Source organism: Sinorhizobium sp. 22678 (assembly GCF_052044265.1).
Classification (GTDB): Bacteria; Pseudomonadota; Alphaproteobacteria; order Rhizobiales; family Rhizobiaceae; genus Sinorhizobium; species Sinorhizobium meliloti_A.
This window is the reverse complement of record NZ_JBQEMS010000007.1, coordinates 159,220-181,776: the sequence shown is the minus strand read 5'-3', so window position 1 is coordinate 181,776 and position 22,557 is coordinate 159,220. Positions and strand designations below refer to the sequence as shown.

At 62.6% G+C, this 22,557-nt stretch carries 24 protein-coding genes; 22 read left to right on the top strand and 2 right to left on the bottom strand.

What is annotated here, in order from left to right:
* The first annotated feature begins 64 nt into the window (after window positions 1-64).
* The 10 genes from ACTJKL_RS13140 (at window position 65) to ACTJKL_RS13095 (ending at window position 8,138) form a co-directional block, all read left to right on the top strand.
* Window positions 65-733, top strand: a complete 669-nt coding sequence (locus ACTJKL_RS13140; protein WP_100674071.1) for an amino acid ABC transporter permease — start codon at window positions 65-67, stop codon at window positions 731-733.
* Between the two features lie 10 nt (window positions 734-743).
* Window positions 744-1,400 (top strand): amino acid ABC transporter permease, encoded by a 657-nt coding sequence (locus ACTJKL_RS13135; protein WP_018096512.1) that lies wholly within the window; start codon window positions 744-746, stop codon window positions 1,398-1,400.
* 46 nt (window positions 1,401-1,446) lie between these two features.
* A complete protein-coding gene (locus ACTJKL_RS13130; RefSeq protein ID WP_198516857.1) occupies window positions 1,447-2,244 on the top strand; it encodes a transporter substrate-binding domain-containing protein in 798 nt (265 codons plus the stop codon).
* Between the two features lie 15 nt (window positions 2,245-2,259).
* Window positions 2,260-3,039: an amino acid ABC transporter ATP-binding protein gene (locus tag ACTJKL_RS13125; protein ID WP_102762030.1), complete on the top strand. Its 780-nt coding sequence runs from the start codon at window positions 2,260-2,262 to the stop codon at window positions 3,037-3,039.
* 32 nt (window positions 3,040-3,071) lie between these two features.
* The gene (locus ACTJKL_RS13120) at window positions 3,072-4,010 is read left to right on the top strand and encodes a 2-hydroxyacid dehydrogenase (protein WP_440853048.1); all 939 of its coding nucleotides are present in this window, start codon (window positions 3,072-3,074) and stop codon (window positions 4,008-4,010) included.
* 16 nt (window positions 4,011-4,026) lie between these two features.
* Complete coding sequence (locus ACTJKL_RS13115) at window positions 4,027-4,359, top strand: antibiotic biosynthesis monooxygenase (protein WP_440853047.1); 333 nt, start codon at window positions 4,027-4,029, stop codon at window positions 4,357-4,359.
* A gap of 287 nt (window positions 4,360-4,646) precedes the next feature.
* Window positions 4,647-5,045 (top strand): RidA family protein, encoded by a 399-nt coding sequence (locus ACTJKL_RS13110; RefSeq protein WP_275598656.1) that lies wholly within the window; start codon window positions 4,647-4,649, stop codon window positions 5,043-5,045.
* A gap of 122 nt (window positions 5,046-5,167) precedes the next feature.
* Window positions 5,168-5,875: a BA14K family protein gene (locus ACTJKL_RS13105; protein WP_018096506.1), complete on the top strand. Its 708-nt coding sequence runs from the start codon at window positions 5,168-5,170 to the stop codon at window positions 5,873-5,875.
* Between the two features lie 257 nt (window positions 5,876-6,132).
* Entirely contained in the window at window positions 6,133-6,984 is an 852-nt protein-coding gene (locus ACTJKL_RS13100) for a D-amino-acid transaminase (RefSeq protein ID WP_440853046.1), read from the top strand.
* Between the two features lie 116 nt (window positions 6,985-7,100).
* On the top strand, window positions 7,101-8,138 hold the full coding sequence (locus tag ACTJKL_RS13095) for a DmpA family aminopeptidase (protein WP_440853045.1): 1,038 nt from the start codon (window positions 7,101-7,103) through the stop codon (window positions 8,136-8,138).
* 17 nt (window positions 8,139-8,155) lie between these two features.
* Here ACTJKL_RS13095 and ACTJKL_RS13090 read toward each other — a convergent pair whose 3' ends face one another.
* On the bottom strand, window positions 8,156-9,097 hold the full coding sequence (locus ACTJKL_RS13090) for a LysR family transcriptional regulator (RefSeq protein WP_026168760.1): 942 nt from the start codon (window positions 9,095-9,097) through the stop codon (window positions 8,156-8,158).
* A gap of 180 nt (window positions 9,098-9,277) precedes the next feature.
* Between ACTJKL_RS13090 and ACTJKL_RS13085 the strand changes: the two genes are divergently transcribed.
* The 8 genes from ACTJKL_RS13085 (at window position 9,278) to ACTJKL_RS13050 (ending at window position 17,123) form a co-directional block, all read left to right on the top strand.
* Complete coding sequence (locus ACTJKL_RS13085; RefSeq protein WP_440853044.1) at window positions 9,278-10,903, top strand: amidohydrolase; 1,626 nt, start codon at window positions 9,278-9,280, stop codon at window positions 10,901-10,903.
* A gap of 56 nt (window positions 10,904-10,959) precedes the next feature.
* On the top strand, window positions 10,960-12,552 hold the full coding sequence (locus ACTJKL_RS13080) for an ABC transporter substrate-binding protein (protein WP_440853043.1): 1,593 nt from the start codon (window positions 10,960-10,962) through the stop codon (window positions 12,550-12,552).
* Between the two features lie 82 nt (window positions 12,553-12,634).
* On the top strand, window positions 12,635-13,570 hold the full coding sequence (locus tag ACTJKL_RS13075) for an ABC transporter permease (RefSeq protein WP_411926921.1): 936 nt from the start codon (window positions 12,635-12,637) through the stop codon (window positions 13,568-13,570).
* A 5-nt stretch (window positions 13,571-13,575) separates the two neighbouring features.
* The gene (locus ACTJKL_RS13070; protein WP_100674058.1) at window positions 13,576-14,397 is read left to right on the top strand and encodes an ABC transporter permease; all 822 of its coding nucleotides are present in this window, start codon (window positions 13,576-13,578) and stop codon (window positions 14,395-14,397) included.
* The gene (locus tag ACTJKL_RS13065) at window positions 14,394-15,305 is read left to right on the top strand and encodes an ABC transporter ATP-binding protein (protein ID WP_127710423.1); all 912 of its coding nucleotides are present in this window, start codon (window positions 14,394-14,396) and stop codon (window positions 15,303-15,305) included. Before ACTJKL_RS13070 ends, ACTJKL_RS13065 begins: the two co-directional genes overlap by 4 nt.
* Window positions 15,302-16,264: an ATP-binding cassette domain-containing protein gene (locus tag ACTJKL_RS13060; protein WP_440853042.1), complete on the top strand. Its 963-nt coding sequence runs from the start codon at window positions 15,302-15,304 to the stop codon at window positions 16,262-16,264. Before ACTJKL_RS13065 ends, ACTJKL_RS13060 begins: the two co-directional genes overlap by 4 nt.
* A 188-nt stretch (window positions 16,265-16,452) precedes the next feature.
* On the top strand, window positions 16,453-16,707 hold the full coding sequence (locus ACTJKL_RS13055; protein ID WP_275598667.1) for a FitA-like ribbon-helix-helix domain-containing protein: 255 nt from the start codon (window positions 16,453-16,455) through the stop codon (window positions 16,705-16,707).
* Window positions 16,704-17,123 carry a type II toxin-antitoxin system VapC family toxin gene (locus tag ACTJKL_RS13050; RefSeq protein ID WP_275598668.1) on the top strand — a complete coding sequence of 140 codons (420 nt, stop codon included), beginning with the start codon at window positions 16,704-16,706 and terminating at the stop codon, window positions 17,121-17,123. Before ACTJKL_RS13055 ends, ACTJKL_RS13050 begins: the two co-directional genes overlap by 4 nt.
* Window positions 17,124-17,291: 168 nt before the next feature.
* Here the strand turns inward: ACTJKL_RS13050 and ACTJKL_RS13045 are convergent, their stop codons facing one another.
* Window positions 17,292-17,699, bottom strand: a complete 408-nt coding sequence (locus tag ACTJKL_RS13045) for a GFA family protein (protein ID WP_275598669.1) — start codon at window positions 17,697-17,699, stop codon at window positions 17,292-17,294.
* Window positions 17,700-18,094: 395 nt separating this feature from the next.
* Between ACTJKL_RS13045 and ACTJKL_RS13040 the strand changes: the two genes are divergently transcribed.
* The 4 genes from ACTJKL_RS13040 (at window position 18,095) to ACTJKL_RS13025 (ending at window position 22,353) form a co-directional block, all read left to right on the top strand.
* Window positions 18,095-20,629: a PAS domain S-box protein gene (locus ACTJKL_RS13040; protein WP_275598689.1), complete on the top strand. Its 2,535-nt coding sequence runs from the start codon at window positions 18,095-18,097 to the stop codon at window positions 20,627-20,629.
* Between the two features lie 26 nt (window positions 20,630-20,655).
* Window positions 20,656-21,018 carry a response regulator gene (locus ACTJKL_RS13035; protein WP_275598670.1) on the top strand — a complete coding sequence of 121 codons (363 nt, stop codon included), beginning with the start codon at window positions 20,656-20,658 and terminating at the stop codon, window positions 21,016-21,018.
* A gap of 82 nt (window positions 21,019-21,100) precedes the next feature.
* Window positions 21,101-22,018: a DnaJ C-terminal domain-containing protein gene (locus tag ACTJKL_RS13030; protein WP_275598671.1), complete on the top strand. Its 918-nt coding sequence runs from the start codon at window positions 21,101-21,103 to the stop codon at window positions 22,016-22,018.
* The gene (locus ACTJKL_RS13025; protein ID WP_440853041.1) at window positions 22,015-22,353 is read left to right on the top strand and encodes a chaperone modulator CbpM; all 339 of its coding nucleotides are present in this window, start codon (window positions 22,015-22,017) and stop codon (window positions 22,351-22,353) included. The genes ACTJKL_RS13030 and ACTJKL_RS13025 overlap by 4 nt, the downstream gene beginning before the upstream one ends.
* Window positions 22,354-22,557 lie beyond the last annotated feature (204 nt).

The following is a 22,557-nucleotide window of genomic DNA, read 5'->3' as shown; positions in this document are numbered from 1 at the left end:
CTAACTGACGCATATCGCGGGAAGCGCGACGTGCGGCGGCGGTAGTGTGGGAGGAGGTCCCGGCATGTACGAGTTCAACTTCGCGCCTGTGCTCGCGTCCTTCGACCAGTTGCTGATCGGCGCCTGGCTCACGGTTCGCCTGTCATGTGCAGCCATGTTGATCGGCCTCGTCGTGTCAGTCTTCTGCGCCTGGGGAAAGACAGCAGGACCGGCGATCCTGCGTACCGTGATCGATGGCTATATCGAGATTATCCGCAACACGCCTTTCCTCGTGCAGATCTTCTTCATTTTCTTCGGCATGCCTTCGCTTGGCCTGAGGCTTTCGCCGAACAGTGCGGCGCTGCTGGCGCTGGTGGTCAACTTCGGCGCCTACGGCACGGAGATCATCCGCGCCGGGATCGAATCCATTCACAGGGGACAGGTGGAGGCCGGCTGGGCACTTGGCCTTTCGAGGGCCCAGATTTTCCGCTACATCGTCATGAAGCCGGCTTTGCGCACCGTCTATCCCGCGCTCACCAGCCAGTTCATCTATCTGATGCTGAATACCAGCGTCGTGTCGGTGATTTCGGCGGATGACCTGGCTGCGGCCGGCAACGACCTCCAGTCCGCGACCTTTGCGAGCTTCGAGGTCTATATCGCGGTCACTCTGATCTATCTTGCCCTGTCGGTCGGTTTCTCCGCGCTGTTTTACGCGGTCGAGAAAATGGCCTTCAAATATCCCCTCGGCCGTTAGGAGCACGGTCATGATCAGAGCTTTCGGCTGGAACGAGTTTCTCGTCATCGTCGCCGCGGCACAGTGGACGATCGCCCTTTCCGCGATCGCCTTTGCCGGCGGCAGCGTCGGCGGATTACTAGTGGCACTGATGCGCGTCGCCGATACGCGAGTGCTGCGTCTCTCCGCGACGGGCTTCATCCGGGTCTTTCAGGGAACCCCGCTGCTGATGCAGCTCTTTCTGGTCTTCTTCGGCATGAACATCTTCGGCTTTTCGATCAATCCTTGGATTGCCGCGACGATTGCGCTCGCGCTCCACGCCAGCGCCTTCCTGGGCGAGATCTGGCGGGGCTGCATCGAGGCCGTGCCGAAGGGACAGCGCGAGGCGGCGACAGCGCTCGGCCTGCGCTATTTTCGGTCGATGCGTCATGTGATCCTGCCTCAGGCGGCCCGTATCGCCGTCGCCCCCACCGTCGGTTTCCTCGTGCAACTCATAAAGGGCACCTCGCTCGCATCGATCATCGGCTTTACCGAGCTGACCCGACAGGGGCAGATCATCAACAATGCGACGTTCAGTCCGTTTCTGGTCTTCGGCACCGTTGCCGCCGTCTATTTTCTGCTTTGCTGGCCGCTGTCGCTGATCGCACGCCGGATGGAAACCCGTTTTTCCCGGGCAACGGCACGTTGACGGGCCCCGCCGGCGGGAGGGCCGGCATATGAGAAGGGAAGGGCTAATGAATATCTCGAGACGCATGGCAATATCTGTCCTCGGAGCTGCGATTGTCGCGGGTTTGGTGGCGCCCGCCGCAGCGCAGACGGTGGAGGCGATCAAATCGGCCGGAACGGTGAAGATCGGCATGCTGGTCGATTTCCCGCCGTTCGGGATCATGGACGCGAACAACCAGCCGGATGGTTACGATGCCGACGTTGCGAAGCTGCTTGCCAAGGAGCTCGGAGTCGAAGTGACGATCGTGCCGGTGACCGGACCCAACCGCATCCCCTACCTGCAGAGCAACCAGGTGGATCTGCTGGTCGCCTCGCTGGGCATCACCGAGGAGCGCGCCAAGAACGTCGACTTCTCGCAACCTTACGCAGGCATTTCGATCGGCGTGTTCGGCGCCGCCGACCTGGACGTCACGAAGCCTGAAGATCTGGCCGGCAAGACGATCGGCGTCGCCCGTGCCAGCACGCAGGACACGGCGACCACAAAGATTGCCCCTGAGGACGCCAACATTCAACGCTTCGACGACGACGCCAGTGCGGTGCAAGCGCTCCTTTCCGGACAGGTCGAGCTGATCGGCGTATCCAATGTCGTCGCCGCCCAGATCGAAGCCGCCGCCCCCGGGCGGTTCAATCAGAAGCTTCAGCTGAGCCAGCAGGTTCAGGGTATCGCCGTTCGCAAGGGATCGAGCGAGATGTTGAACTTCGTCAACGGCTTCCTCGACAAGGTCAAGGCGGACGGACAGCTCAATGCCATCCACGAGAAGTGGCTCGGTTCTCCGCTGCCGGAATTCGTCACTGAAGCGAAATAGAATGGAGTCCTCGCGATGAACACGGAACGCGAAAACGCCTCGCCCCCGGATTCGCGCGAGGCTTCGGACCCGGCCGTCCGCATGGAGGGCGTCAACAAGTGGTATGACGCCTTTCACGCGCTTAAGAACATCGACTTGGCGGTCGGCCGCGGTGAACGGATCGTCATCTGTGGACCATCGGGTTCCGGCAAGTCGACGTTGATCAGGTGCATCAACCAGCTCGAGACCATTCATTCGGGCAGGATCGTCGTGGACGGTCACGACCTGACCGCCGGCGGGCGGAACGTCGATCTGGTCCGGCAGGAGACCGGCATGGTTTTCCAGCAGTTCAACCTTTTCCCGCACATGACGGTGCTGGAGAACTGCACGCTGGCTCCCATGAAGGTTCGGGGTCTCGCCAAGGCAGAGGCCGAAGAGACGGCGATGAAATATCTGAAACGGGTGCGTATCCCCGAGCAGGCCGCGAAATATCCGGCGCAGCTTTCGGGCGGACAGCAGCAGCGCGTCGCGATCGCGCGGGCCCTGTGCATGAACCCGAAGATCATGCTCTTCGACGAGCCGACCTCGGCTCTCGATCCGGAGATGGTCAAGGAGGTCCTGGACACGATGGTGGATCTCGCCAACGAAGGCATGACCATGCTTTGCGTCACGCACGAGATGGGCTTCGCGCGAAGCGTCGCCGATCGTGTCGTCTTCATGGACCGCGGCGAGATCCTGGAGGTTGCGCCGCCCGATGCCTTCTTCGGCGCCCCGCAACACGAGCGCACGCGCTTCTTCCTCGGCCAGATATCCTGATGGCCACATCCCGGTAATTGGAGTTTCGAAACGTGAAACCAGATCTATTGCTCGTGGAGCCGATGATGCCGTTCGTCATGGACGAACTGCAGCGGAATTATACGGTTCACAGGCTTTACCAGGCCGCCGATCGGCCGGCGCTCGAAGCGGCGCTCCCGTCGATCCGCGCGGTTGCCACGGGCGGCGGCGCGGGCCTTTCCAATGAATGGATGGAGAAGCTTCCATCACTGGGGATCATCGCAATCAACGGGGTCGGGACGGACAAGGTGGATCTCGTCCGCGCGCGCAGTCGCAACATCGATGTGACGACGACGCCGGGTGTCCTTGCGGACGACGTCGCTGACCTCGGTATCGCGCTCATGCTCGCCGTCCTGCGAAGGGTCGGCGATGGCGACAGGCTGGTGCGCGAAGGCCGCTGGGCCGCGGGCGAACAATTACCGCTCGGCCATTGCCCGAAGGGAAAGCGGATCGGCGTACTCGGTCTTGGTCAGATCGGGCGGGCATTCGCGTCGCGCGCGGAGGCCTTCGGCATGTCGGTGCGATACTGGAATCGGTCCGCGCTTTCCGGCGTCGACTGGATCGCCCATCAGAGTCCGGTCGATCTCGCCCGCGATAGCGACGTTCTGGCAGTCTGCGTGGCGGCGAGTGCGGCGACGCAGAACATCGTCGACGCATCCCTTCTTCAGGCGCTCGGTCCCGAGGGTATCGTGGTAAATGTCGCGCGTGGCAACGTCGTCGACGAGGAGGCCCTGATCGAGGCGTTGAGGTCCGGAACGATCGCGGGTGCCGGGCTCGATGTCTTCGTCAACGAACCCGCAATCCGAAGCGAATTCCACGCCACGCCGAATACGGTGCTCATGCCGCATCAGGGCAGCGCGACGGTCGAGACGCGCATGGCCATGGGAAAGCTCGTGCTTGCAAATCTCGCCGCCCACTTTGCCGGCGAAAAAGCGCCGAACACCGTCAATTGAAGCGGGAGAAGATATCATGATCGTTCGCCAGGCCCTGTTCGAGGGGATCATCCATCCTGGCCGGGAGCAGGCATTCCGCGACTATGTCGAGGAGAAGCTGGTGCCTCTGTGGCAGGCCTTTCCGGGCGTCAGGGAAGTCCGGGTGCTCCATGCCGTCGACCGGGACGAAGGGGCACCGGTTTTCGCGATGATCCTCTCCACCATCTATGATGATCGCGCTGCTTTGGCGCGAGCATTGGAGTCGCCGGTGCGCTACGAGAGCCGCGAACTGACCAAGGGTCTGCTGGAGATGTTCGAAGGCCACATCCACCACCATGTGTTCGAGCTCGAAGCTCGACCAACGGATTGAGTTGTGCGCTGCTCACCGATTGCCGCCAATCCGTAGCACGTGCCCTTTCAAGGTACGAATAAGGCAAACGCTTGTGTCATTGCGGCGAGTGTCCGGGCAGGTGGCAAGCGGCCGATCGACTCTTAGAAGTTCGTCCTAACAATTTCGGCGGCACCCGGCATGCCACATACGTCGCGTATATTTGAATTGACAGACGCGGCGGACGCTGGTTCACATACGCCGCGTATGTAGAGCCGGCAACGATGTCACAATCACCCAGTGCCCGAACGTTGAAAAGGAATGAACAGATGACGCGACGCGACGCAATCTTTCCCGCCGATCGGCATGCCCTGTACGAAGCTCACGGATATTCAGCCGCGATCCGCTCCGGCGACCTCCTGTTCGTCTCCGGGCAGGTCGGCAGCCGTTCCGATGGTAGTCCGGAACCGGATTTCGGGCGCCAGGTCCAACTGGCTTTCGAAAATCTGCGGGCGACGCTGAATGCGGCCGGCTGCACCTTCGACGATATAGTCGATGTGACCACGTTCCACACCGACCCCGAGAACCAGTTCGAAACCATCATGGCCGTCAAGAATCAGATCTTCAGCGCTCCACCCTATCCCAACTGGACCGCGCTGGGCGTGAACTGGCTTGCCGGGTTCGATTTCGAGATCAAAGTCATCGCGCGCATTCCCGAGGCGGCATAGGATTTCGTGGACCGGAGCACCGGCACCGCCGCTCACTATCCGAAAGCTCAAGCATTCTGAGGCATCGTCGGAACTTGAGACCGAGCCCTTGCATTTCTTCGTGAACGACGAAGGAGGCTTAAGTGAAAACGGCGTTGGCGGTATTTGGCGGGTTCGTCCTGTCTCTCGCGTTGTTCCTGAGCGGGGCGGTCGTCGCAGTCTTGTTCCTTACCGGCAAGCCTGCGCGCCAGCCGCAGCTCGACGTGAACCAGGCGGAAATATGGACCAAGCAGCCGCAAGCAGTCGACAGGGCGTCCCAGCAATTCGAGCGACTGCCCGCCCGCTCCGCCCCGACCGACCTTAACGCTTCGAGAGAGTCTGAGACGCCCGCAATGGGCAACGAGGCCGAAAAGGAACGCGCCCCGGAGCCTTTGGACAAGACGGCCACCGCTTCAATTCAACCGCAGCCGGCGCAGGAGCAGCCGACGGCGTCGACAGTGCCCACCGCTCATGCGGAATGGTGTGCGAAACGCTATCGCAGTTATCGTCCGTTCGACAACAGCTACAGATCTTTCAGTGGCGGACGGCGGACCTGCAACTCACCCTACATGGATGCGTCGTGGGGGCCGTCGGAGGATATTTCGCCTGTAACGCGCGGTATCGATGCGGAAGAGGCCGATGCCCCCTCGACGCAGATGGAATACTCGGCCGACAATGGTGCCGACAGTGGCGAGGCAATCAGACTGACGCAGGAACACGTTGCCTATTGCTTCAGCCGCTACCGCTCCTACCGCCCGGAAGACAACAGTTACCAGCCTTACAGCGGCGGCCCGCGCAAGCAGTGCCGGTAACGAGGCGCCTGGGCGATCTGCACCAGGAGACCGCTCCATCCGACTGAAAATCATCTCAGGCAAATTTTGCATAGGATGCTGCGCGAATTGAATTGGTCAGCCCCGGCAAGTCGCTCCTATGTTCCGTGACGACAGCATGTCTCCTTTCATCGGACCGGTGAAACGAGACATGCGGCAAGTTGACGATTCTGCAGCGACCTTTGCGCGTCCCGAAGAGGCGCGGCGCTGCAGGGCAGCAGGCACAGCAAGGGGAACACATGGGCAGGATCGTCTATGTCCACGGTCAATTTCTGCCGGAGGAGCAGGCCCGCATCGGGCTTTTCGATCGCGGCTTCCTGTTCGGCGACGCCGTCTACGAAGTGATGGCGGTTATCGGCGGACGGATGATCGACAACGACCTGCATCTTGGCCGTCTGGAACGTTCGCTGAGGGAACTCGCCATTCCGCTTGCCCTCTCGCGCAGGGAGATTGCCGGCGTCCAGGCGGAATTGATCGCCCGCAACGGCTTGCGGGACGGCACGGTCTATCTGCAGGTCTCGCGCGGCGAGGCGGATCGCGACTTTCTCTATTCCGACGCGCTGGTGCCGCGGTTCGTCGGCTTCACGCAGGCGAAGACGCTGACCGGCACGAAGGCTCAGCAGGACGGCATATCGGTCGATCTGGCCGACGACCCCCGCTGGAGCCGACGCGACATCAAGACCGCCATGCTGCTCGGTCAGGTCATGGCGAAGCAGGCGGCGCGCGCCCGCGGTTTCGACGACGTCTGGCTGGTGGAGAACGGGCTGGTGACGGAGGGCGCATCCTCCACGGCCCATGTCATCACCGGTGACGGACGCATTCTCACCCGCGCGGCGTCGCGCGCGACGCTGCCGGGCTGCACGCAGCGTGCCCTCGCACTGCTCTGTGCCGCCGAGGGTCTCGCGATCGAGGAGCGCCCCTTCGCGCCCCACGAGGCGCAGGGCGCCGCCGAGGCGTTCCAGACCTCCGCCTCCAGCCTCGTCATGCCCGTCGTGCGCATCGGTGACCGGGTCGTCGGCAACGGCAAGCCCGGTCCGATGACCCGAAAACTCCAGGCCCTCTATCTGGAAGCGGCCGGCGTTCCGGTCTAAAGCACTTCCAGGAAAAGTGTGTAACGGTTTTCCGTCCGGAAGTCCGTTGGATCAAATGCTCTAGATCCGTTGGCTGGTTCGCTGAAACACAGAAACGTGATGCAGAGAGGGGCGATATGAAGACCGCACGCGAACTGGGGCTGATCCCGAAGGGCAGGCTGGAACCGGGGCCGGGCAATGCCATTACCGACGTCGCGGGCGTTTCGGTCGGCCACCGGTCGCTGCGCGGCGAGGGCCTCTTCACCGGGGTCACGGCGATCCTCCCGCATGCAGGCGACGTCTTCCGCGTGAAGCCGCGGGCGGCGGTGGAGGTCATCAACGGCTTCGGCAAATCGGCGGGGCTGATGCAGGTGGCCGAACTCGGCACGATCGAGACGCCGATCCTGCTCACCAACACCTTCGGCGTTGCCGCCTGCACCGAAGCGCTGGTCCGCCGCGCCATCGCCGCCAATCCGGAGATCGGGCGAAGGACCTCGACGGTCAATGCGCTGGTCTGCGAGTGCAATGACGGCAGCATCAGTGACATTCAGGCGCTGGCCGTAAGGCCCGCCGATGCCGAGGCGGCGCTGGACGCCGCGCGCACGGGGCCGGTGGAGCAGGGTGCGGTCGGCGCCGGCTCCGGGATGACCGCCTTCGGATTCAAAGCCGGCATCGGCACGGCCTCGCGGCGCATGCGGATCGGCAAGCGCGACTTCACGCTCGGCACGCTGGTCCTTGCCAATTTCGGCGCGGCGGGAGACCTCGTCCTGCCGGACGGGCGCCGGCCCGATCCGCGAGCGCCGGCCGATCCCGAGCGCGGCTCCGTCATCGTCGTCATGGCGACCGATCTTCCCTTGGCAGATCGCCAATTGCAGCGGGTCGCGCGGCGTGCCGGCGCGGGCCTTGCCCGGCTCGGTGCCTTCTGGGGCCATGGCAGCGGCGATGTCGCCCTCTGTTTCACCACCGCCGACCCGGTGGACCATGAACCCGCCGCGCCGTTCGCCACGCAGGTGCGGCTCGCCGACGGCCACATCGACATCGCCTTCCGCGCCGCCGCCGAGACGACGCAGGAGGCGGTCCTGAACGCGCTCTGCATGGCCTCCGCCATGCCGGCGCGCAACGGCCGCATCTATCCCTGCCTTGCCGACTGGCTGAAGGAGAACCCGTCCCCATGATCTTCGTGAAGGTCTGATCAGGCCGGTGCGGGTTCCAGGAGCCGCTGCGCAGTCGCCCATAGTTCCTCGACCTTGCGGTTGCGGCTCGCAGCGTGGCGGTAAAGGCGGATCTCGAGGTCGAGGTTCCAACCCTCGTCGGCAGAGGCAGGCACGAGGCGGCGCGCGTCGATTTCCTCGCGGGCCAGGCTCTCCGGCAGCCAGCATACGCCCGCGCCCGTCACCGCCATGTTCATTAGGCCGGCGCTGATCGTGTTTTCGTGCGTCGTACGGCGCCGGAAGGGCGGGCGGCGCAGCAGCAGGCGCGACAGGGCGACCCCGAAGAAGGAATTGAAGCCGTAGCTGAGATAGGGGATGGCGAGCCGCGGCTGCGCGATGGCGCGGTCGAGGAGGTTCAGTCCCGGCTGCGCGTCGCCGGACAGCACGATCTCCGCCGCGACCAGCGGGATCAGCCGGTCATGGGCGACCGTCAGCGCGGAAAACTGCCCGCTATCGAGATGAAACGGCACTTCCGGATGCGCATAGGTCAGGAAGAAATCCGCCTCATCTCCGACGAGTGCGTCGAGGTTCGCTTCGATTCCGCCGCGGTCCGGAATGAGCGAGGTGCTGAATGATCCACCCGCCGCTTCCAGCGTCTTCAGCCAGCGCGGAAAGAAGGTGACCGTCAGCGTATGCAGCGCGGCAAAGCGGATGAGGCCCGGCTCGTGCGGGAGACGCAGCACTTCGCGCGCCGCGTAGAAGGTGCGGATCGCTTCCTGTGCCACGGGCAGGAAATTGCGCCCCGCGGGCGTGAGTTCGGCCGGCATGGTCGCGCGGCTGATGAGCGTCGCGCCCAGCCAGCTCTCCAACTGCTTGATCCGGCGGCTGAAGGCGGGTTGGGTCACGTTGCGCAGCTCGGCCGCGCGCGAGAAGCTGGACGTGTCGGCAAGCGTCACGAAATCCTCCAGCCACTTGATCTCCATATCCGCTTCCTTTGCTGCACGCGTGCTGCGGCCGATCATAAGTCATTCAATCGAAATAGGTATGTCGATTCTGCATGGGTTGTTGCCAAAAGCGAATTGGCCAAGCCAACTGCAACCTTCCACGTTGCGTCTGGAGGAAATAGGTGCCGGCTCGTCCGGGACCGACAGGGGGAGTTGCGAATGGCGCTCGGAATAGAAGCCGATCTTATCCTCATCAATGGCCGGATCTGGCGCGGCCGGGAGGAGGGCATCAGCGAGGCTCTCGCCGTGTGGCAAGGCAAGGTTCTCGCAACCGGCAGCGATGCGGACATTTCGGGCCTGAAGGGGCCGCACACCGAAGTCATCGATCTCGAAGGCCGCCTCGCCACCCCCGGCCTCATCGACAACCACCTGCATCTCATCGCAACCGGCATGGCCATGGGCTGGGTCGACGCGACGCCCGCCAGCGCGCCGACGCTTGCCGCCCTGCTGGGCCGGATTTCCGACCGCGCAGCCACGACGCCGAAGGGCGGTTGGGTGCGCGCCCGCGGCTATGACCAGGTCCAGCTCGACACCGGGCGGCACCCGACGCGCGACGATCTCGATCGCGTGGCCCCCGATCACCCGGTCCTGCTGACACGGGCCTGCGGCCATGTCTCGGTCGCCAACTCCCGCGCTCTGGAGCTTGCCGGCATCACCGAGGCGACGGCCGTGCCGGAAGGCGGCGTAATCGGCCTCACGGAGGGCCGCCTGAACGGCTTCCTGGCGGAAAACGCCCAGAGCCTCGTCAGGGCGGCCATGCCGGCGGCAACGACCGAGGACCTGATCGACGGAATCGAGCGGGCAGGGCGATATCTGCTCTCCTTCGGCATCACCAGCTGCATGGATGCGGCCGTGGGGCAGGTCTCCGGTTTTGCCGAAATCCAGGCCTATGAGATGGCCAAGCTTTCCGGCCGGCTGCCGGTGCGCGTCTGGTTGACCCTGCTCGGCGATCCCGGCGTTTCCATCGTCGACGATTGCTGGCGCGCGGGCCTTCTTTCCGGCGCCGGTGACGACATGCTGCGCGTCGGCGGCGTCAAGGTCTTCCTCGACGGCTCGGCGGGCGGGCGCACCGCCTGGATGACGAGGCCCTACAGGGGCGAGCCGGACAATATCGGCGTGCAGATGCTGCCGGATGCGGAGGTCGAGGCGGTCGTCAAAGCGTGCCACGACCGCGGCTATCAGATGGTCTGCCACGCCATCGGCGACGGCGCGATCGAGCAGCTCATCACGGCCTACGAGAAGGCGCTTGCCGCAAATCCCGATCCCGATCGCCGCCATCGCGTCGAGCATTGCGGCTTTTCCACACCGGATCAGAATGCGCGCATGAAGGCAGCCGGTATTCTGCCTGCGCCGCAGATGGCCTTCATCCACGATTTCGGCGACAGCTACATATCCGTGCTCGGGGAGGAGCGCGGCCGGTCATCCTACCCGATCGGCACCTGGATGCGCATGGGCCTGAAACCGTCGACCGGCTCGGATTCGCCGGTCTGCTCGCCGGATCCGTTCCCGAACCTGCACGCGATGCTCACGCGCCAGACGGGCAGGGGCACGGTGTTGGAGGCATCCGAACGGCTGAGCCGCGAGGAGGCATTGCAGGCCTACACGGAATACGGCGCCTATTCGCAGAAAGCCGAGGGGGTGAAAGGGCGGCTCGTGCGCGGTCAGTGGGCGGACATCGCCGTCTTCGACAACGACCTTCTGGCTGCCGCGCCTGAAACCATCCTTTCGGACACAAAGTGCGTGCTGACCCTGCTTGCGGGCCGCGTCGTGCATGATGCGCGCTGACGGCCTGCCGGACTGAACCGAAACGATGCCGAGAACGGCACGAGAGGGAGAACGAAATGCTGAAGAGATTGACACTGGCCGCAATGCTCAGCCTCGGCGTGGCTGCCGGGGCGCTTGCCGCGGGCGAGCGCCATGGCGGTACGCTCGTCTTCACCGCGCCCTACGGCTCGAGCTTCGCCACGCTCGACGTGCAGTCGAGCCCCAACACGCAGGAAGAATTCATCACGCAGGCCATCCACCGTGCGCTCTACAGCTGGGATTCGAACCAGAACAAGCCCGTCCTGGAACTGGCGTCCTCGGAGGAGGTGTCCGAGGACGGCAGGGTCCACACCTACCATCTGCGTAAAAACGCCGTGTTCCACAACGGCAAGCCGCTGACGGCCGACGACATCATCTACAGCTACAAGCGCATCGCCAACCCGGAAAACGCCTTCCCCGGCGCAAGCTTCATCGCCGTCATCAAGGGCGCCGAGGACTATATCGCCGGCAAGGCCGACGAGATTTCGGGGCTGAAGAAGATCGATGACCATACGCTGGAGATCACCTATACCGGGACGATCAATCCCGGTTTCCCGCTGATGCAGAACACGACGGTCATCTACCCTTCGAATGTCGAGGACGAATCGACCTTCGGCAAGAATCCGGTCGGCCTCGGCGCCTTCGTCTTCAAGGAGCACGTGCCCGGTTCGCAGGTCGTCGTGGAAAAATTCGACAAGTACTACGAGGAGGGCAGGCCCTATCTGGACCGCATCAACATCGTGCTGATGGCCGAGGACGCCGCGCGCGACGTCGCTTTCCGCAACAAGGAAATCGACGTGTCGATCCTCGGCCCCACCCAGTACCAGGCCTATCAGGGCGAGGAGGGGCTGAAGGATCACCTCCTGGAAGTCGCCGAGGTGTATACCCGCAACATCGGCTTCAACCCCGCCTTCGAGCCCTTCAAGGACAAGCGGGTGCGCCAGGCGATCAACCATGCCATCAATGCGCCGCTGATCATCGAGCGCCTCGTCAAGAACAAGGCCTACCCGGCCTCCGGCTGGCTGCCGATTTCCTCGCCCGCCTTCGACAAGGACAAGGCGCCCTACGCCTACGATCCGGAGAAGGCAAAGGCGTTGCTCGCCGAGGCCGGCTATGCCGACGGCTTCGAATTCGAGGTGACGGCGAGCCCGAACGAAAGCTGGGGCGTGCCGATCGTCGAAGCCATCCTGCCGATGCTGAAGAAGGTCGGCATCACCGTGAAGCCGAAGCCGGTCGAAAGCTCCACCCTTGGCGAGGCGGTGACGACCAACAACTTTCAGGCCTTCATCTGGTCGAACCTCTCCGGCCCCGACCCGCTGAACGCACTGCGTTGCTACTATTCGAAGACGGCGCAATCGGCCTGCAACTACACCAGCTATGCAAGCCCGGAATTCGACAAGCTCTACGAGGCGGCACAGCAGGAACGCGACCCGGCCAAGCAGAACGACCTCCTGCGCCGGGCCAACAACATCGTGCAGGACGACGCTCCGGTCTGGTTCTTCAACTACAACAAGGCGGTGATGGCCTACCAGCCGTGGATCCACGGCCTCGTTCCGAACGCCACGGAACTGGCGATCCAGCCCTATGACGAAATCTGGATCGACGAGACGGCGCCGTCATCGCGCCAGTAAGACCTTGAGGGGGAGGGGGTAGCTGCGGCTGCCCCCTTATCGATTGTCGCCGCCCGTACGGGCGGCCAGAACGGGACCGCTCATGCTTCGTTTTACCCTGCGCCGCGTCCTGCAGATCATACCCACGGTCGTGGTGGTGGCGTTGCTCATCTTCGTCATCTTCAGCGTCGTACCAGGGACCTTCGCCGCAAGCCTCTTCGCCGACGGCAGGCGCGCCGCCGACCCGCAGATGATCGCCCGCCTCAACGAGGAATTCGGGCTGAACAAGCCGTTGATGGAGCGCTTCGTGACCTATGTCACGGACCTTGCGCAATTCGATCTCGGCACCAGTTTCCGCACCCGTCAGCCGGTGATCGATCTCATCAACGACCGTATGTGGGCCTCGCTGCAACTGGCGCTCGCCGCCATGGTCTTCGCCCTCGTCATCAGTGTGCCGCTCGGCTTCGTTGCTGCGCTAAGGCCCGGCTCCGTGCTCGATACGGTGACCATGATCGGGGCGGTGTCCGGCCTCTCCATGCCGCAGTTCTGGCTGGGTCTCCTGATGATGTATCTCTTCGCACTGCAGCTGAACTGGTTGCCGAGCTTCGGTTACGGCGACGGTTCCTTCCGGAACCTGATCCTGCCCGCTGTCACGCTCGGGGTCACGCCCCTTGCACTTCTCGCGCGCACCACGCGGGCCGGCGTCCTCGATGTCCTCAACGCCGACTTCATCCGCACCGCCCATTCCAAGGGCATGAGCGAGGCCAAGGTGGTGCGCTGGCATGTGGCGCGCAACGCGCTGGTGCTGATCGTCACGACCGTCGGCCTGCAATTCGGCTCGCTGATCGGCCAGGCTGTCGTGATCGAGAAGCTCTTCGCCTGGCCCGGCATCGGTTCGCTTCTGGTCGATAGCGTGGCGAGCCGCGACATTCCCGTGGTGCAGGGCACGATCCTCGTCATCGTGCTCTGGTTCCTGGTCATCAACACGGCCGTCGATCTGATCTATGCCGCGATCGATCCGCGCATCAAGCAGGAGTGACGGGAATGCGCCTCGGCTTCAATTTCTGGCTCGGTGCCGGACTGACGACGCTGGTGATCCTCGCCGGCATCCTCGCCCCGTGGATTGCGCCCTTCGACCCCGTGCTCGACGCGGACCTGATGAACTCCGAACTGCCGCCGGACGCCACCTTCTGGTTCGGCACGGACGGGCAGGGGCGGGACGTCTACACCCGCATCCTCTACGGCGCGCAGATCTCGCTGACGGTGGGCATCGTCTCGCAGGTGATCAACTCGATCATCGGCGTCACGCTCGGCATGACCGCCGGTTACTGGGGCGGCTGGTGGGACGATCTGGTGAATGGCTTCACGAACGTCATGCTCGCCATTCCCTCGCTGATCTTCGCGCTGGCGGTGATGGCGGTGCTGGGTCCCGGCCTGCCGTCGCTGCTCATCGCGCTCGGTCTCACCAACTGGAGCTGGACCTGCCGCATCGCCCGCTCTTCCACACTTTCCCTGAAGTCGCTGGGCTATGTGCAGGCGGCGCAGACGCTCGGCTACGGGGACCTGCGCATCATGTTCACGCAGATCCTGCCCAACATGATGGGACCGATCCTCGTCATGGCGACGCTCGGCATGGGCTCGGCGGTGCTTTCGGAAGCCGCGCTCTCCTTTCTCGGCCTCGGCATCCAGCCGCCGTTCCCGAGCTGGGGCTCGATGCTGACGGATGCGCGGCAGCTCATCCAGCTCGCGCCCTGGGTGGCCATCTTCCCCGGCCTTGCCATCTTCCTTTCGGTGCTCGGCTTCAACCTTCTCGGCGACGGCCTGCGCGACAGTCTCGACCCGCATATGAGGACGCGCACCCCATGACCGCGCTTCTGGACATCAAGGAACTCCACCTGGGCGTCGCGGTCGGCCGCTCCGTCAATCGTCCGCTCCTCAAAGGAGTCTCCTTCCAGATCATGCCGGGCGAGGCCTATGGTCTCGTCGGCGAGTCCGGCTCGGGCAAGTCGGTGACTTCGCTCGCCGTCATGGGGCTTCTCAAGAAGCCGCTCGCCGTTTGCGGCGGCGAGATCCTGTTCAAGGGGCAGAATCTGCTGGCGCTGCCTAAGCGCGAGATGCGGCGCCTGCGCGGCAACCGCATTGCCATGATTTTTCAGGAGCCGATGACGGCATTGAACCCGCTCTCGACCATCGGCCGGCAGATCGCCGAGATGTTCGTGCTGCATCAGGCAAAGAGCTGGGACGAGGCGCAGAAACTAGCGGTCGACGCGCTCGCCAGCGTGCGCGTGCCCAATCCCGACCGGCGAGCGCGCAACTATCCGCACCAGATGTCGGGGGGCTTGCGCCAGCGCGTGATGATCGCCATGGCGCTCGCCTGCAATCCGGACCTCCTGATCGCCGACGAGCCGACCACGGCGCTCGACGTCACCGTGCAGGCCGAGGTGCTGCGCCTGATCAAGGAACTCTGCGCCGAGCGCGGTACGGCGGTTCTCTTCATCAGCCATGATCTCGGCGTCATCGCCAGCATCTGCCAGCGGGTCGGCGTCATGTATGCCGGCTGCCTCGTCGAGGAGAACGAGACACGCGCGCTTTTCGCCGCACCCCGGCACGAATACACCCGGGGGCTCCTCGGCGCCCTGCCGCGCTTCGGCAGCCGCGGTCTGCACGGCCGCCAACGGCTGGTCGACATCGACAGCATCATTGCCGACCGCTCGAAGCTCACCGAGACCCGCTTCATCGCGCCGCGCAGCGCGGAAGAGGGGGGTCAGCCATGACCGACCTTCTGCTCGAGGTGGACGACCTGCATGTCCGCTTTTCCGTTGCCGGCGGAGGGCTGCTCGGAACCGGGCGGCGCATGCTGCATGCCGTCAACGGCATCGGCTTCTCGCTCGCCAAGGGCGAATGCCTGTCGATCGTCGGCGAATCCGGTTGCGGCAAATCCACCACGGCGCTCTCGATTCTCGGTCTTCAGGAGCCGACCGAAGGCGTGATCCGCTTCCGCGGTCAGCCGCTTACCGGGCCGGGCGCGCCCGGACGCATGCAGCGCGCCAAGGCGGTGCAGATGGTTTTCCAGGACCCTTATGCCTCGCTGAACCCGCGCCAGTCGGTACGCACCTCGCTCGCTGCGCCGCTCAGGCTGCACGGGATCACGGCCGCATCGGAGATCGCCGACCGGATCGAGATCATGCTCGCCAATGTGGGGCTGACGCCCGAGCAGGCGAACCGCTATCCGCACGAATTCTCCGGCGGTCAACGCCAGCGCATCGGCATTGCCCGCGCCCTGATCCTCGAACCGGAAATCGTCGTGCTCGACGAACCGGTATCCGCCCTCGACGTGTCGATCCGCGCACAGATCATCAACCTGCTGCTGGACCTGCAGGAAAAGCTCGGCCTCGCCTACCTGATGATCAGCCACGACCTGAGCGTGGTGGAGCATATGAGCGACCGGGTGCTGGTGATGTTCTTCGGACAGGTCGTGGAGGAGGGCGGCTGGCGGGAGATCTTCGACAGGCCTGCCCATCCCTATACGCGCCGGCTCATCGCTGCCATTCCCGATCCCGACGCGGCGCTGAACCCGCGGACGAAAGACCACTTTGCCGATGTGCCGCTTCCTGCCGGTCGCCGCTTCGCACTTGACGGCAGCACGGCACCGGACGTCTTTTCCGCGCCCCCACCCTCCGAACTGGTCGAGATCGCGCCCGGCCATCGGGTGAGATTGGTGCCAGCCGTCTAGCGCAATTCCAGGAAAAAGTGCGCAGCGGTTTTCCGTCCGGAATTGCGGAAAACAAAGGGTTAGAAAGTTCCCCGTCTCGGGGAAAGCGGAAATTCTAGTCCAGCGTAAAGCCCTGTCGCCCAAAACTTGCGACATGACTGCAAAAGGACTAGATTGCTATCATTGAAGGCAAATGTGAGGGTTTGACTATGGCGATCCTGACGGTTCGAAATGTGCCCGATGAAGTGCATCGCGCATTGCGCGTGAGAGCGGCGATGCACGGCCGCAGCACCGAGGCGGAAGTGCGGGAGATTCTGGAAAGTGCGGTGAAGCCCGAGCAGCGCGTTCGCATGGGCGATGCCCTGGCCGAGCTCGGCCGGCGATTGGGCCTGACCAATGACGATTTCGCAGTGTTCGACGAGATACGTGACAAGGCGCCGGCGCAGCCGATGAGATTTGAATGATTGTCCTCGATACGAATGTCGTCTCCGAGGTGATGAAACCGGCCGCCGATCCGGCCGTGCGCTCCTGGTTGAACGAGCAGGTCGCTGAAACCCTTTATCTGGCCAGTGTGACCTTGGCCGAACTGCTGTTCGGCATCGGTGCGCTGCCGGATGGTCGGCGCAAGAAGGCTCTGGCCGAAATGTTTGACGGCGTGCTCGAACTGTTTGGCGATCGCGTATTGCCGTTCGATATCGGAGCTGCTCGCTACTATGCCGGGCTTGCCGTGACCGCTCGAGCCGCCGGCAAGGGATTTCCGACGCCCGACGGATATATTGCCGCCATTGCCGCCTCCAGGGGATTCCTCGTCGCGACGCGCGATATCAGCCCGTTCGAAGCGGCTGGACTTACCGTGGTAAATCCTTGGCACCACCGATGAATCAGAAACCTCATCCACTGGTGCTTCGGATCGTTTCAGGCGGCGGCTAGAGAGCAGCAGATTGGTGAGCCGGGGGCCGTCGCTTTCAGCGGTGAGCAGAGCGTCTGCAACGCGTGGAAAGTTCGTGTGCGCCCACCGGCTCTAGCCTCCCCGTGTCGATACCTGCGTTTACTGTCCGATCGGAAGGCCCTGGAATTGCTCTACCGTTTCATCGAGCTGCACCCACTTATGTTTCGATTGCACGAATACTGACATGGCAGGCGGGGCGAAGTTCGGGTCGGCAAATGACCCTACCGCCACCCCGATCCAGGACGGCGAAGCATCGGCTTTCCAATAGAGGGTCGAGCCGCAGCTTGGGCAAAAATGCATCCGGACCTTGCGACCGCTCTCGGCAGTACGAATGTATTCCGTAGACACGCCAGATATTTCGACACAGTCAATCGAGTAGAACGCATTCGCGCTGAAAGGTGCACCAGTTCTTCGCTGACAGGCGAAACAGTGACACAGCGCGGTCAGTCGTGGCGGTTCGTTAAGCATCAATCTTAGAGCGCCGCAGGCGCATTGGGCAGTGGCCATGGAAACTCCTCCCGCTTGCACGGTGAGATTGCGTTTATTGAGGGCTGAAGCGCGGGCCCGAACCGCAATTCATTGCGGTGGGCGATGCGAAGGGCTGGACCTGATGCAATTTCAGGATCACAGAAGCTCGACTGTAGATCTCTAAAGCGCCGCGGTCTAGATGTGAGCTTTCGATAGGGTGCAGGAAATGGGGGCGGTCAACGGTACCGCCTGGATGACGTGGCCAGTCCGAGAATGTGCGAGTCAAAAATGTCGGGAACAAAACCGCGTCCGGTGCGTTGATGTCGGTTAAGCAATTTTGCGCACCTGGGGTCGCGCGTCGAGCAGAGTTGTCCCTCCATGACTCCGGCTGAGATTCAATCGATCCCTTGAAGAGCCGCGAGGGACTTGTTTTCATGTCGAATGTCGAAGAATTTCCGCTTACCGGTCGCGTATTGACCGAATACGAAGCGCTGATCACGTCAGCTCCAACTGCGCTCGATGCTATCCCGGGAGCCGTTTATGTCTGTGATCACGAAGGATGGCTCGTGCGCTACAACGCCGAGGCAGCCGAGCTTTGGGGTAGACAGCCATCGCTTAGCGCACCGCGAGAGCGGTTTTGTGGGTCCCAACGTCTTTTCCTTCCGGACGGCGCGCTCTTGGAGCATCAGGACTGCCCTATGGCTAAGGCGGTCAAGAACGGTGTCTCCACGCGCAACGCCGAGGTGATCATCGAAAGACCTGACGGATCCCGCATCTTTGCGCTCGTGAATATTCGCCCGCTCAGAGACCATCGGGGAGCAATTCAAGGGGCGATCAATTGCTTCCAGGATATTTCGCAACAGAAGCGGATCGAAGCGGAGGTCATCCGCAAGAGCAAGGACCTGGAGGACTTCTTCGAGAACAGCGCGATCGGGCTGCACATCGTCAGCGCCGCGGGGATCATCCTGCGGGCGAACAAGGCAGAGCTGGAGCTCCTCGGATATCCGGCGGACGAGTATGTAGGCCGGCACATCGCTGAATTTCACGCAGATCCGCCTGTCATCGGCGACATTCTTGACCGCCTGTCCTGTGGCGAAAAACTCGATCGCTATCCCGCCCGCTTGCGCGCACGCGATGGCTCGATCAAGCATGTGCTGATCACATCCAACAGCCGCTTCGATGACGGAAAATTCGTCAACACCCGATGCTTCACGACCGATGTTACCAGCCTGTACGAATCGGAAGACGCACGACGTGAGAGCGAGGAACGACTTTCAGCCACCTACCAGGCGGCGACGATCGGGATCGCTGAATCCGATGCGAATGGCCGCCTGCTGCGGGTCAATGACGCATTCTGCACCATGCTGGGCCGCTCGCGCGAACAACTCCTGACTATGACGTTCCTCGACTATACGCATGAGGATGACCGCGGTGAGGAAGCCCGCTCCTATGCGCGGCAGGTCAACGGAGAGATTGATACTTATGCAATTCGCAAACGTGCCGTGAAGCCCGACGGTACGGTCGTTTATCTCGATGTTTACAGTTCGACTGTCCGCGATCACGCCGGTCGTTTCCGTTATGGCGTGCGGGTTCTGCTTGATGTCACCGAAGCGAAACGCATGGACGACCGTCTTCGCGAAAGCGAACAGCATATGCGTGATTTGCTCGAGGCGCTGCCCGCCGCCGTCTACACCACAGATGCCGAAGGTCGCATCACTTTCTTCAATAAGGCGGCTGTCGAGATGGCCGGCCGCACCCCACAGATCGGAGATAAATGGTGTGTCACCTGGCGTCTCTACAGACCGGACGGCACCTACCTGCCGCACGACCAATGTCCAATGGCCGTGGCGCTCAAAGAAGACCGACCGGTCCGTGGCGAACAAGCCGTGGCGGAAAGGCCGGATGGGACCCGTGTGCCGTTCATACCGTATCCCACTCCGCTGCATGATGTCGCCGGCAAGCTCGTTGGGGCGGTCAACATGCTGGTGGACATCTCCGATCGCGAGAAGGCTGCGGAATATGCAGAACGGCTCGCGGCCATTGTCAGGTTCTCGGACGATGCGATCGTAAGCAAGGACACGCAAGGCATCATCCAGACTTGGAATAGAGGTGCCGAACGCCTGTTCGGCTATTGCGCCGAGGAAGTGATCGGAAAGCCTATAAACATCCTCATTCCGCCCGACCGCCAGGACGAGGAGCCCGGCATTCTTGAAAGGATTCGGCGAGACGAGCACATCGACCATTATGAGACGGTACGGATTCGAAAGGACGGAACCCTGATCGATGTCTCCTTGACGGTTTCCCCTTTGAAAGACGCCCGCGGTCGCGTCGTCGGCGCGTCAAAGATCGCGCGCGATATTACAGAAAGGCGACGCAGCGAAGAACACCGCAAGCTCCTGGTCAACGAACTGAACCACCGCGTAAAGAACACGCTCGCCACGGTGCAATCGCTGGCTGCGCAAACCTTCCGTGGTCTAAACGCAAGCCAGGATTTTGGCCGGTTCCAAAGCCGGCTCGTCGCATTGGCGAGGGCGCACGACGTGCTTACTCGGGAGAGCTGGCAGGGTGCAGATCTTCAAGAGGTCCTGCTCGCGACGATCAATCCAATCTGCGTGGAACCCCAGCAGCGCGTTGAGGCCTCCGGTCCGCCAATCCGGTTGCGGCCGAAAATGGCACTGGCATTGTCGATGGCTTTTCATGAGCTTTGCACAAATGCTGCAAAATACGGGGCGCTCACGAACGACGGCGGTCTCATCAAGGTCAGCTGGCATGTCAGCGATATTGAGAGTGCGTCTCACCTGCATTTACAATGGGAGGAGATTGGTGGTCCATCTGTCATAGTCCCAGCGCGGACGGGTTTTGGCACCCGCCTGCTCGAACGTGCTTTGGCTCGCGAACTCGGCGGCAAGGTCGATCTTGTGTTTGCGCCGAGCGGCGTGCGCTTTCACATCGAGGCGCCACTGGCATGACGTTCAAGCTTCTACAGGCCTGACGCATGACAGCGCGCAGACTTCGGGTACTCGTGGTCGAAGACGAATCCATGATCGCCATGCTGATTGAAGATAGTCTATGCGAACTCGGGCATGAGGTCGTCGCTATAGCCTCTCGGATGCAGGAGGCGCTCGATATCGCGCGGAAAGGTCAGTTCGACATCGCCATCATCGACGTCAATCTGGACGGGGAGCCCAGTTATCCGGTCGCGGACGTTCTGGCGGAACGCAACATACCCTTCATTTTTGCCACGGGCTATGGCAGCAAAGGCCTGGATACAAGGTACTCGAACATCCCCTTGCTCACGAAGCCGTTTCTGGACAGCGAACTGGAAACCGCGCTGGTGCAGATTTCAAAGGAAGTCTAGCGAGCAGAGGCCTGAAGATGTTGACGCGCAGCTTGCCGCAGCCGCGCAGTCGACGTGCACGCCAAATTGGTGGAGGTGATCGGTGACTGATGATCCCTATCAGATACTCGGCGTTCCGCGTACCGCCAAACCGGATGAGATCCGCAAAGCCTACCGCAAGCGCGCAAAGGAGCTGCACCCGGATCTGCATCCAGGCGACAAGGAGGTGGAAGCCAAATTCAAGGCGCTTTCCGCAGCCCACCATTTGCTGAGCGATCCCGAGCAGCGGGCCCGGTTCGACCGGGGCGAGATCGATGCATCGGGGGCAGAACGGCCGCAGCAGCACTTTTACAGGAACTACGCCGATGCAGACCACGCGCGGCGGTATGGGTCAGCGGGCGGAACCGGTGAATTCGAGGATGTGTCGGACATCTTCGCGGATGTTTTCGGGCGGGGCGGGGCAGGGGCTCGTTTCAAGGCGCGTGGGCAGGACCGTCATTATCACCTCGAAATCGAGTTCCAGGACGCGGCAAACGGCGCCCGCCGCCGCATCACCTTTCCCGACGGGAACACGCTCGACTTGGCCATTCCTGCCGGCACACGTGACGGCAGCACGCTCAGGCTGAGGGGCAAGGGGACACCGGGGATTGCTGGCGGGGAACCCGGAGATGCCTTGATCGAAATCAGCGTCCGTTCCCACTCCGTCTTCCGTCGTGAAGGCAACGACATCGAAATGGATCTGCCAATTACGCTTTATGAAGCCGTGCTTGGTGCAAAGATCGAAGTGCCGACGATCTCCGGCCGCGTATCGATGACCATCCCTAAGGGTTCAAATACGGGCGACATCCTGCGTCTCAAGGGCAAAGGGGTGAAGTCTCAACACGGCCCCGCCGGGGATCAGCGTGTTACGCTGAAGGTCGTTCTGCCGACGACGACCGATCCCGATCTCGAGCGTTTCATGGAAACGTGGCGGCAGAGCCACGCTTATGACCCGCGCGAAGCTCTACGGAGGGCCACATGAAATTGACGGAGAGGCAAGTCCTTGAACGGTGCGACGCTGTAACCCTCAAACAGCTGCGCCAGTGGGTGCACAGCGGCTGGATCGTGCCGGCTCAAGGCGAGAGCGGGCTCTCATTTGACGACGTCGACGTCGCTCGAATCCGCTTGGTTTGTGAGCTCCGGCGCGACATGAACGTCAACGGTGACGCTGTGCCGATCATCCTTGCGCTGCTGGATCAGCTCTATGGTCTAAGGCGGGAGCTTAGAACAATTGCGACGGCGCTGTCGAAGCAGCCTGATGAGGTACGCCAGCAATTGAAGCAGTCGCTCTTTTCGCATATTGGCCAGCAGCATTAGCCTGCGGCATCGCGATTTGTTGTCGCAAAGGCGCTGCAGACCGCTGGCCCAGGAGCGCTCTACCGGCCGCACTTTCCGAGAAGGTCGCCGCCGAATGGTGCGACCTCCGTCAGGCTGAACCACATAGAGGTTCGGCGATTTCCCGATAATTCGAAATGGCTAATATATAGGGCAACTCCGTTATGATATTCAGTTTGCTTCAGC

Coding starts and splice junctions, on each gene's coding strand:
- ACTJKL_RS13140 (WP_100674071.1), top strand. CDS start 65: ATGTACGAGTTCAACTTCGCGCCTGTGCTCGCGTCCTTCGACCAGTTG.
- ACTJKL_RS13135 (WP_018096512.1), top strand. CDS start 744: ATGATCAGAGCTTTCGGCTGGAACGAGTTTCTCGTCATCGTCGCCGCG.
- ACTJKL_RS13130 (WP_198516857.1), top strand. CDS start 1,447: ATGAATATCTCGAGACGCATGGCAATATCTGTCCTCGGAGCTGCGATT.
- ACTJKL_RS13125 (WP_102762030.1), top strand. CDS start 2,260: ATGAACACGGAACGCGAAAACGCCTCGCCCCCGGATTCGCGCGAGGCT.
- ACTJKL_RS13115 (WP_440853047.1), top strand. CDS start 4,027: ATGATCGTTCGCCAGGCCCTGTTCGAGGGGATCATCCATCCTGGCCGG.
- ACTJKL_RS13110 (WP_275598656.1), top strand. CDS start 4,647: ATGACGCGACGCGACGCAATCTTTCCCGCCGATCGGCATGCCCTGTAC.
- ACTJKL_RS13100 (WP_440853046.1), top strand. CDS start 6,133: ATGGGCAGGATCGTCTATGTCCACGGTCAATTTCTGCCGGAGGAGCAG.
- ACTJKL_RS13095 (WP_440853045.1), top strand. CDS start 7,101: ATGAAGACCGCACGCGAACTGGGGCTGATCCCGAAGGGCAGGCTGGAA.
- ACTJKL_RS13090 (WP_026168760.1), bottom strand. CDS start 9,097: ATGGAGATCAAGTGGCTGGAGGATTTCGTGACGCTTGCCGACACGTCC.
- ACTJKL_RS13085 (WP_440853044.1), top strand. CDS start 9,278: ATGGCGCTCGGAATAGAAGCCGATCTTATCCTCATCAATGGCCGGATC.
- ACTJKL_RS13080 (WP_440853043.1), top strand. CDS start 10,960: ATGCTGAAGAGATTGACACTGGCCGCAATGCTCAGCCTCGGCGTGGCT.
- ACTJKL_RS13075 (WP_411926921.1), top strand. CDS start 12,635: ATGCTTCGTTTTACCCTGCGCCGCGTCCTGCAGATCATACCCACGGTC.
- ACTJKL_RS13070 (WP_100674058.1), top strand. CDS start 13,576: ATGCGCCTCGGCTTCAATTTCTGGCTCGGTGCCGGACTGACGACGCTG.
- ACTJKL_RS13065 (WP_127710423.1), top strand. CDS start 14,394: ATGACCGCGCTTCTGGACATCAAGGAACTCCACCTGGGCGTCGCGGTC.
- ACTJKL_RS13060 (WP_440853042.1), top strand. CDS start 15,302: ATGACCGACCTTCTGCTCGAGGTGGACGACCTGCATGTCCGCTTTTCC.
- ACTJKL_RS13055 (WP_275598667.1), top strand. CDS start 16,453: ATGGCGATCCTGACGGTTCGAAATGTGCCCGATGAAGTGCATCGCGCA.
- ACTJKL_RS13050 (WP_275598668.1), top strand. CDS start 16,704: ATGATTGTCCTCGATACGAATGTCGTCTCCGAGGTGATGAAACCGGCC.
- ACTJKL_RS13045 (WP_275598669.1), bottom strand. CDS start 17,699: ATGGCCACTGCCCAATGCGCCTGCGGCGCTCTAAGATTGATGCTTAAC.
- ACTJKL_RS13040 (WP_275598689.1), top strand. CDS start 18,095: ATGTCGAATGTCGAAGAATTTCCGCTTACCGGTCGCGTATTGACCGAA.
- ACTJKL_RS13035 (WP_275598670.1), top strand. CDS start 20,656: ATGACAGCGCGCAGACTTCGGGTACTCGTGGTCGAAGACGAATCCATG.
- ACTJKL_RS13025 (WP_440853041.1), top strand. CDS start 22,015: ATGAAATTGACGGAGAGGCAAGTCCTTGAACGGTGCGACGCTGTAACC.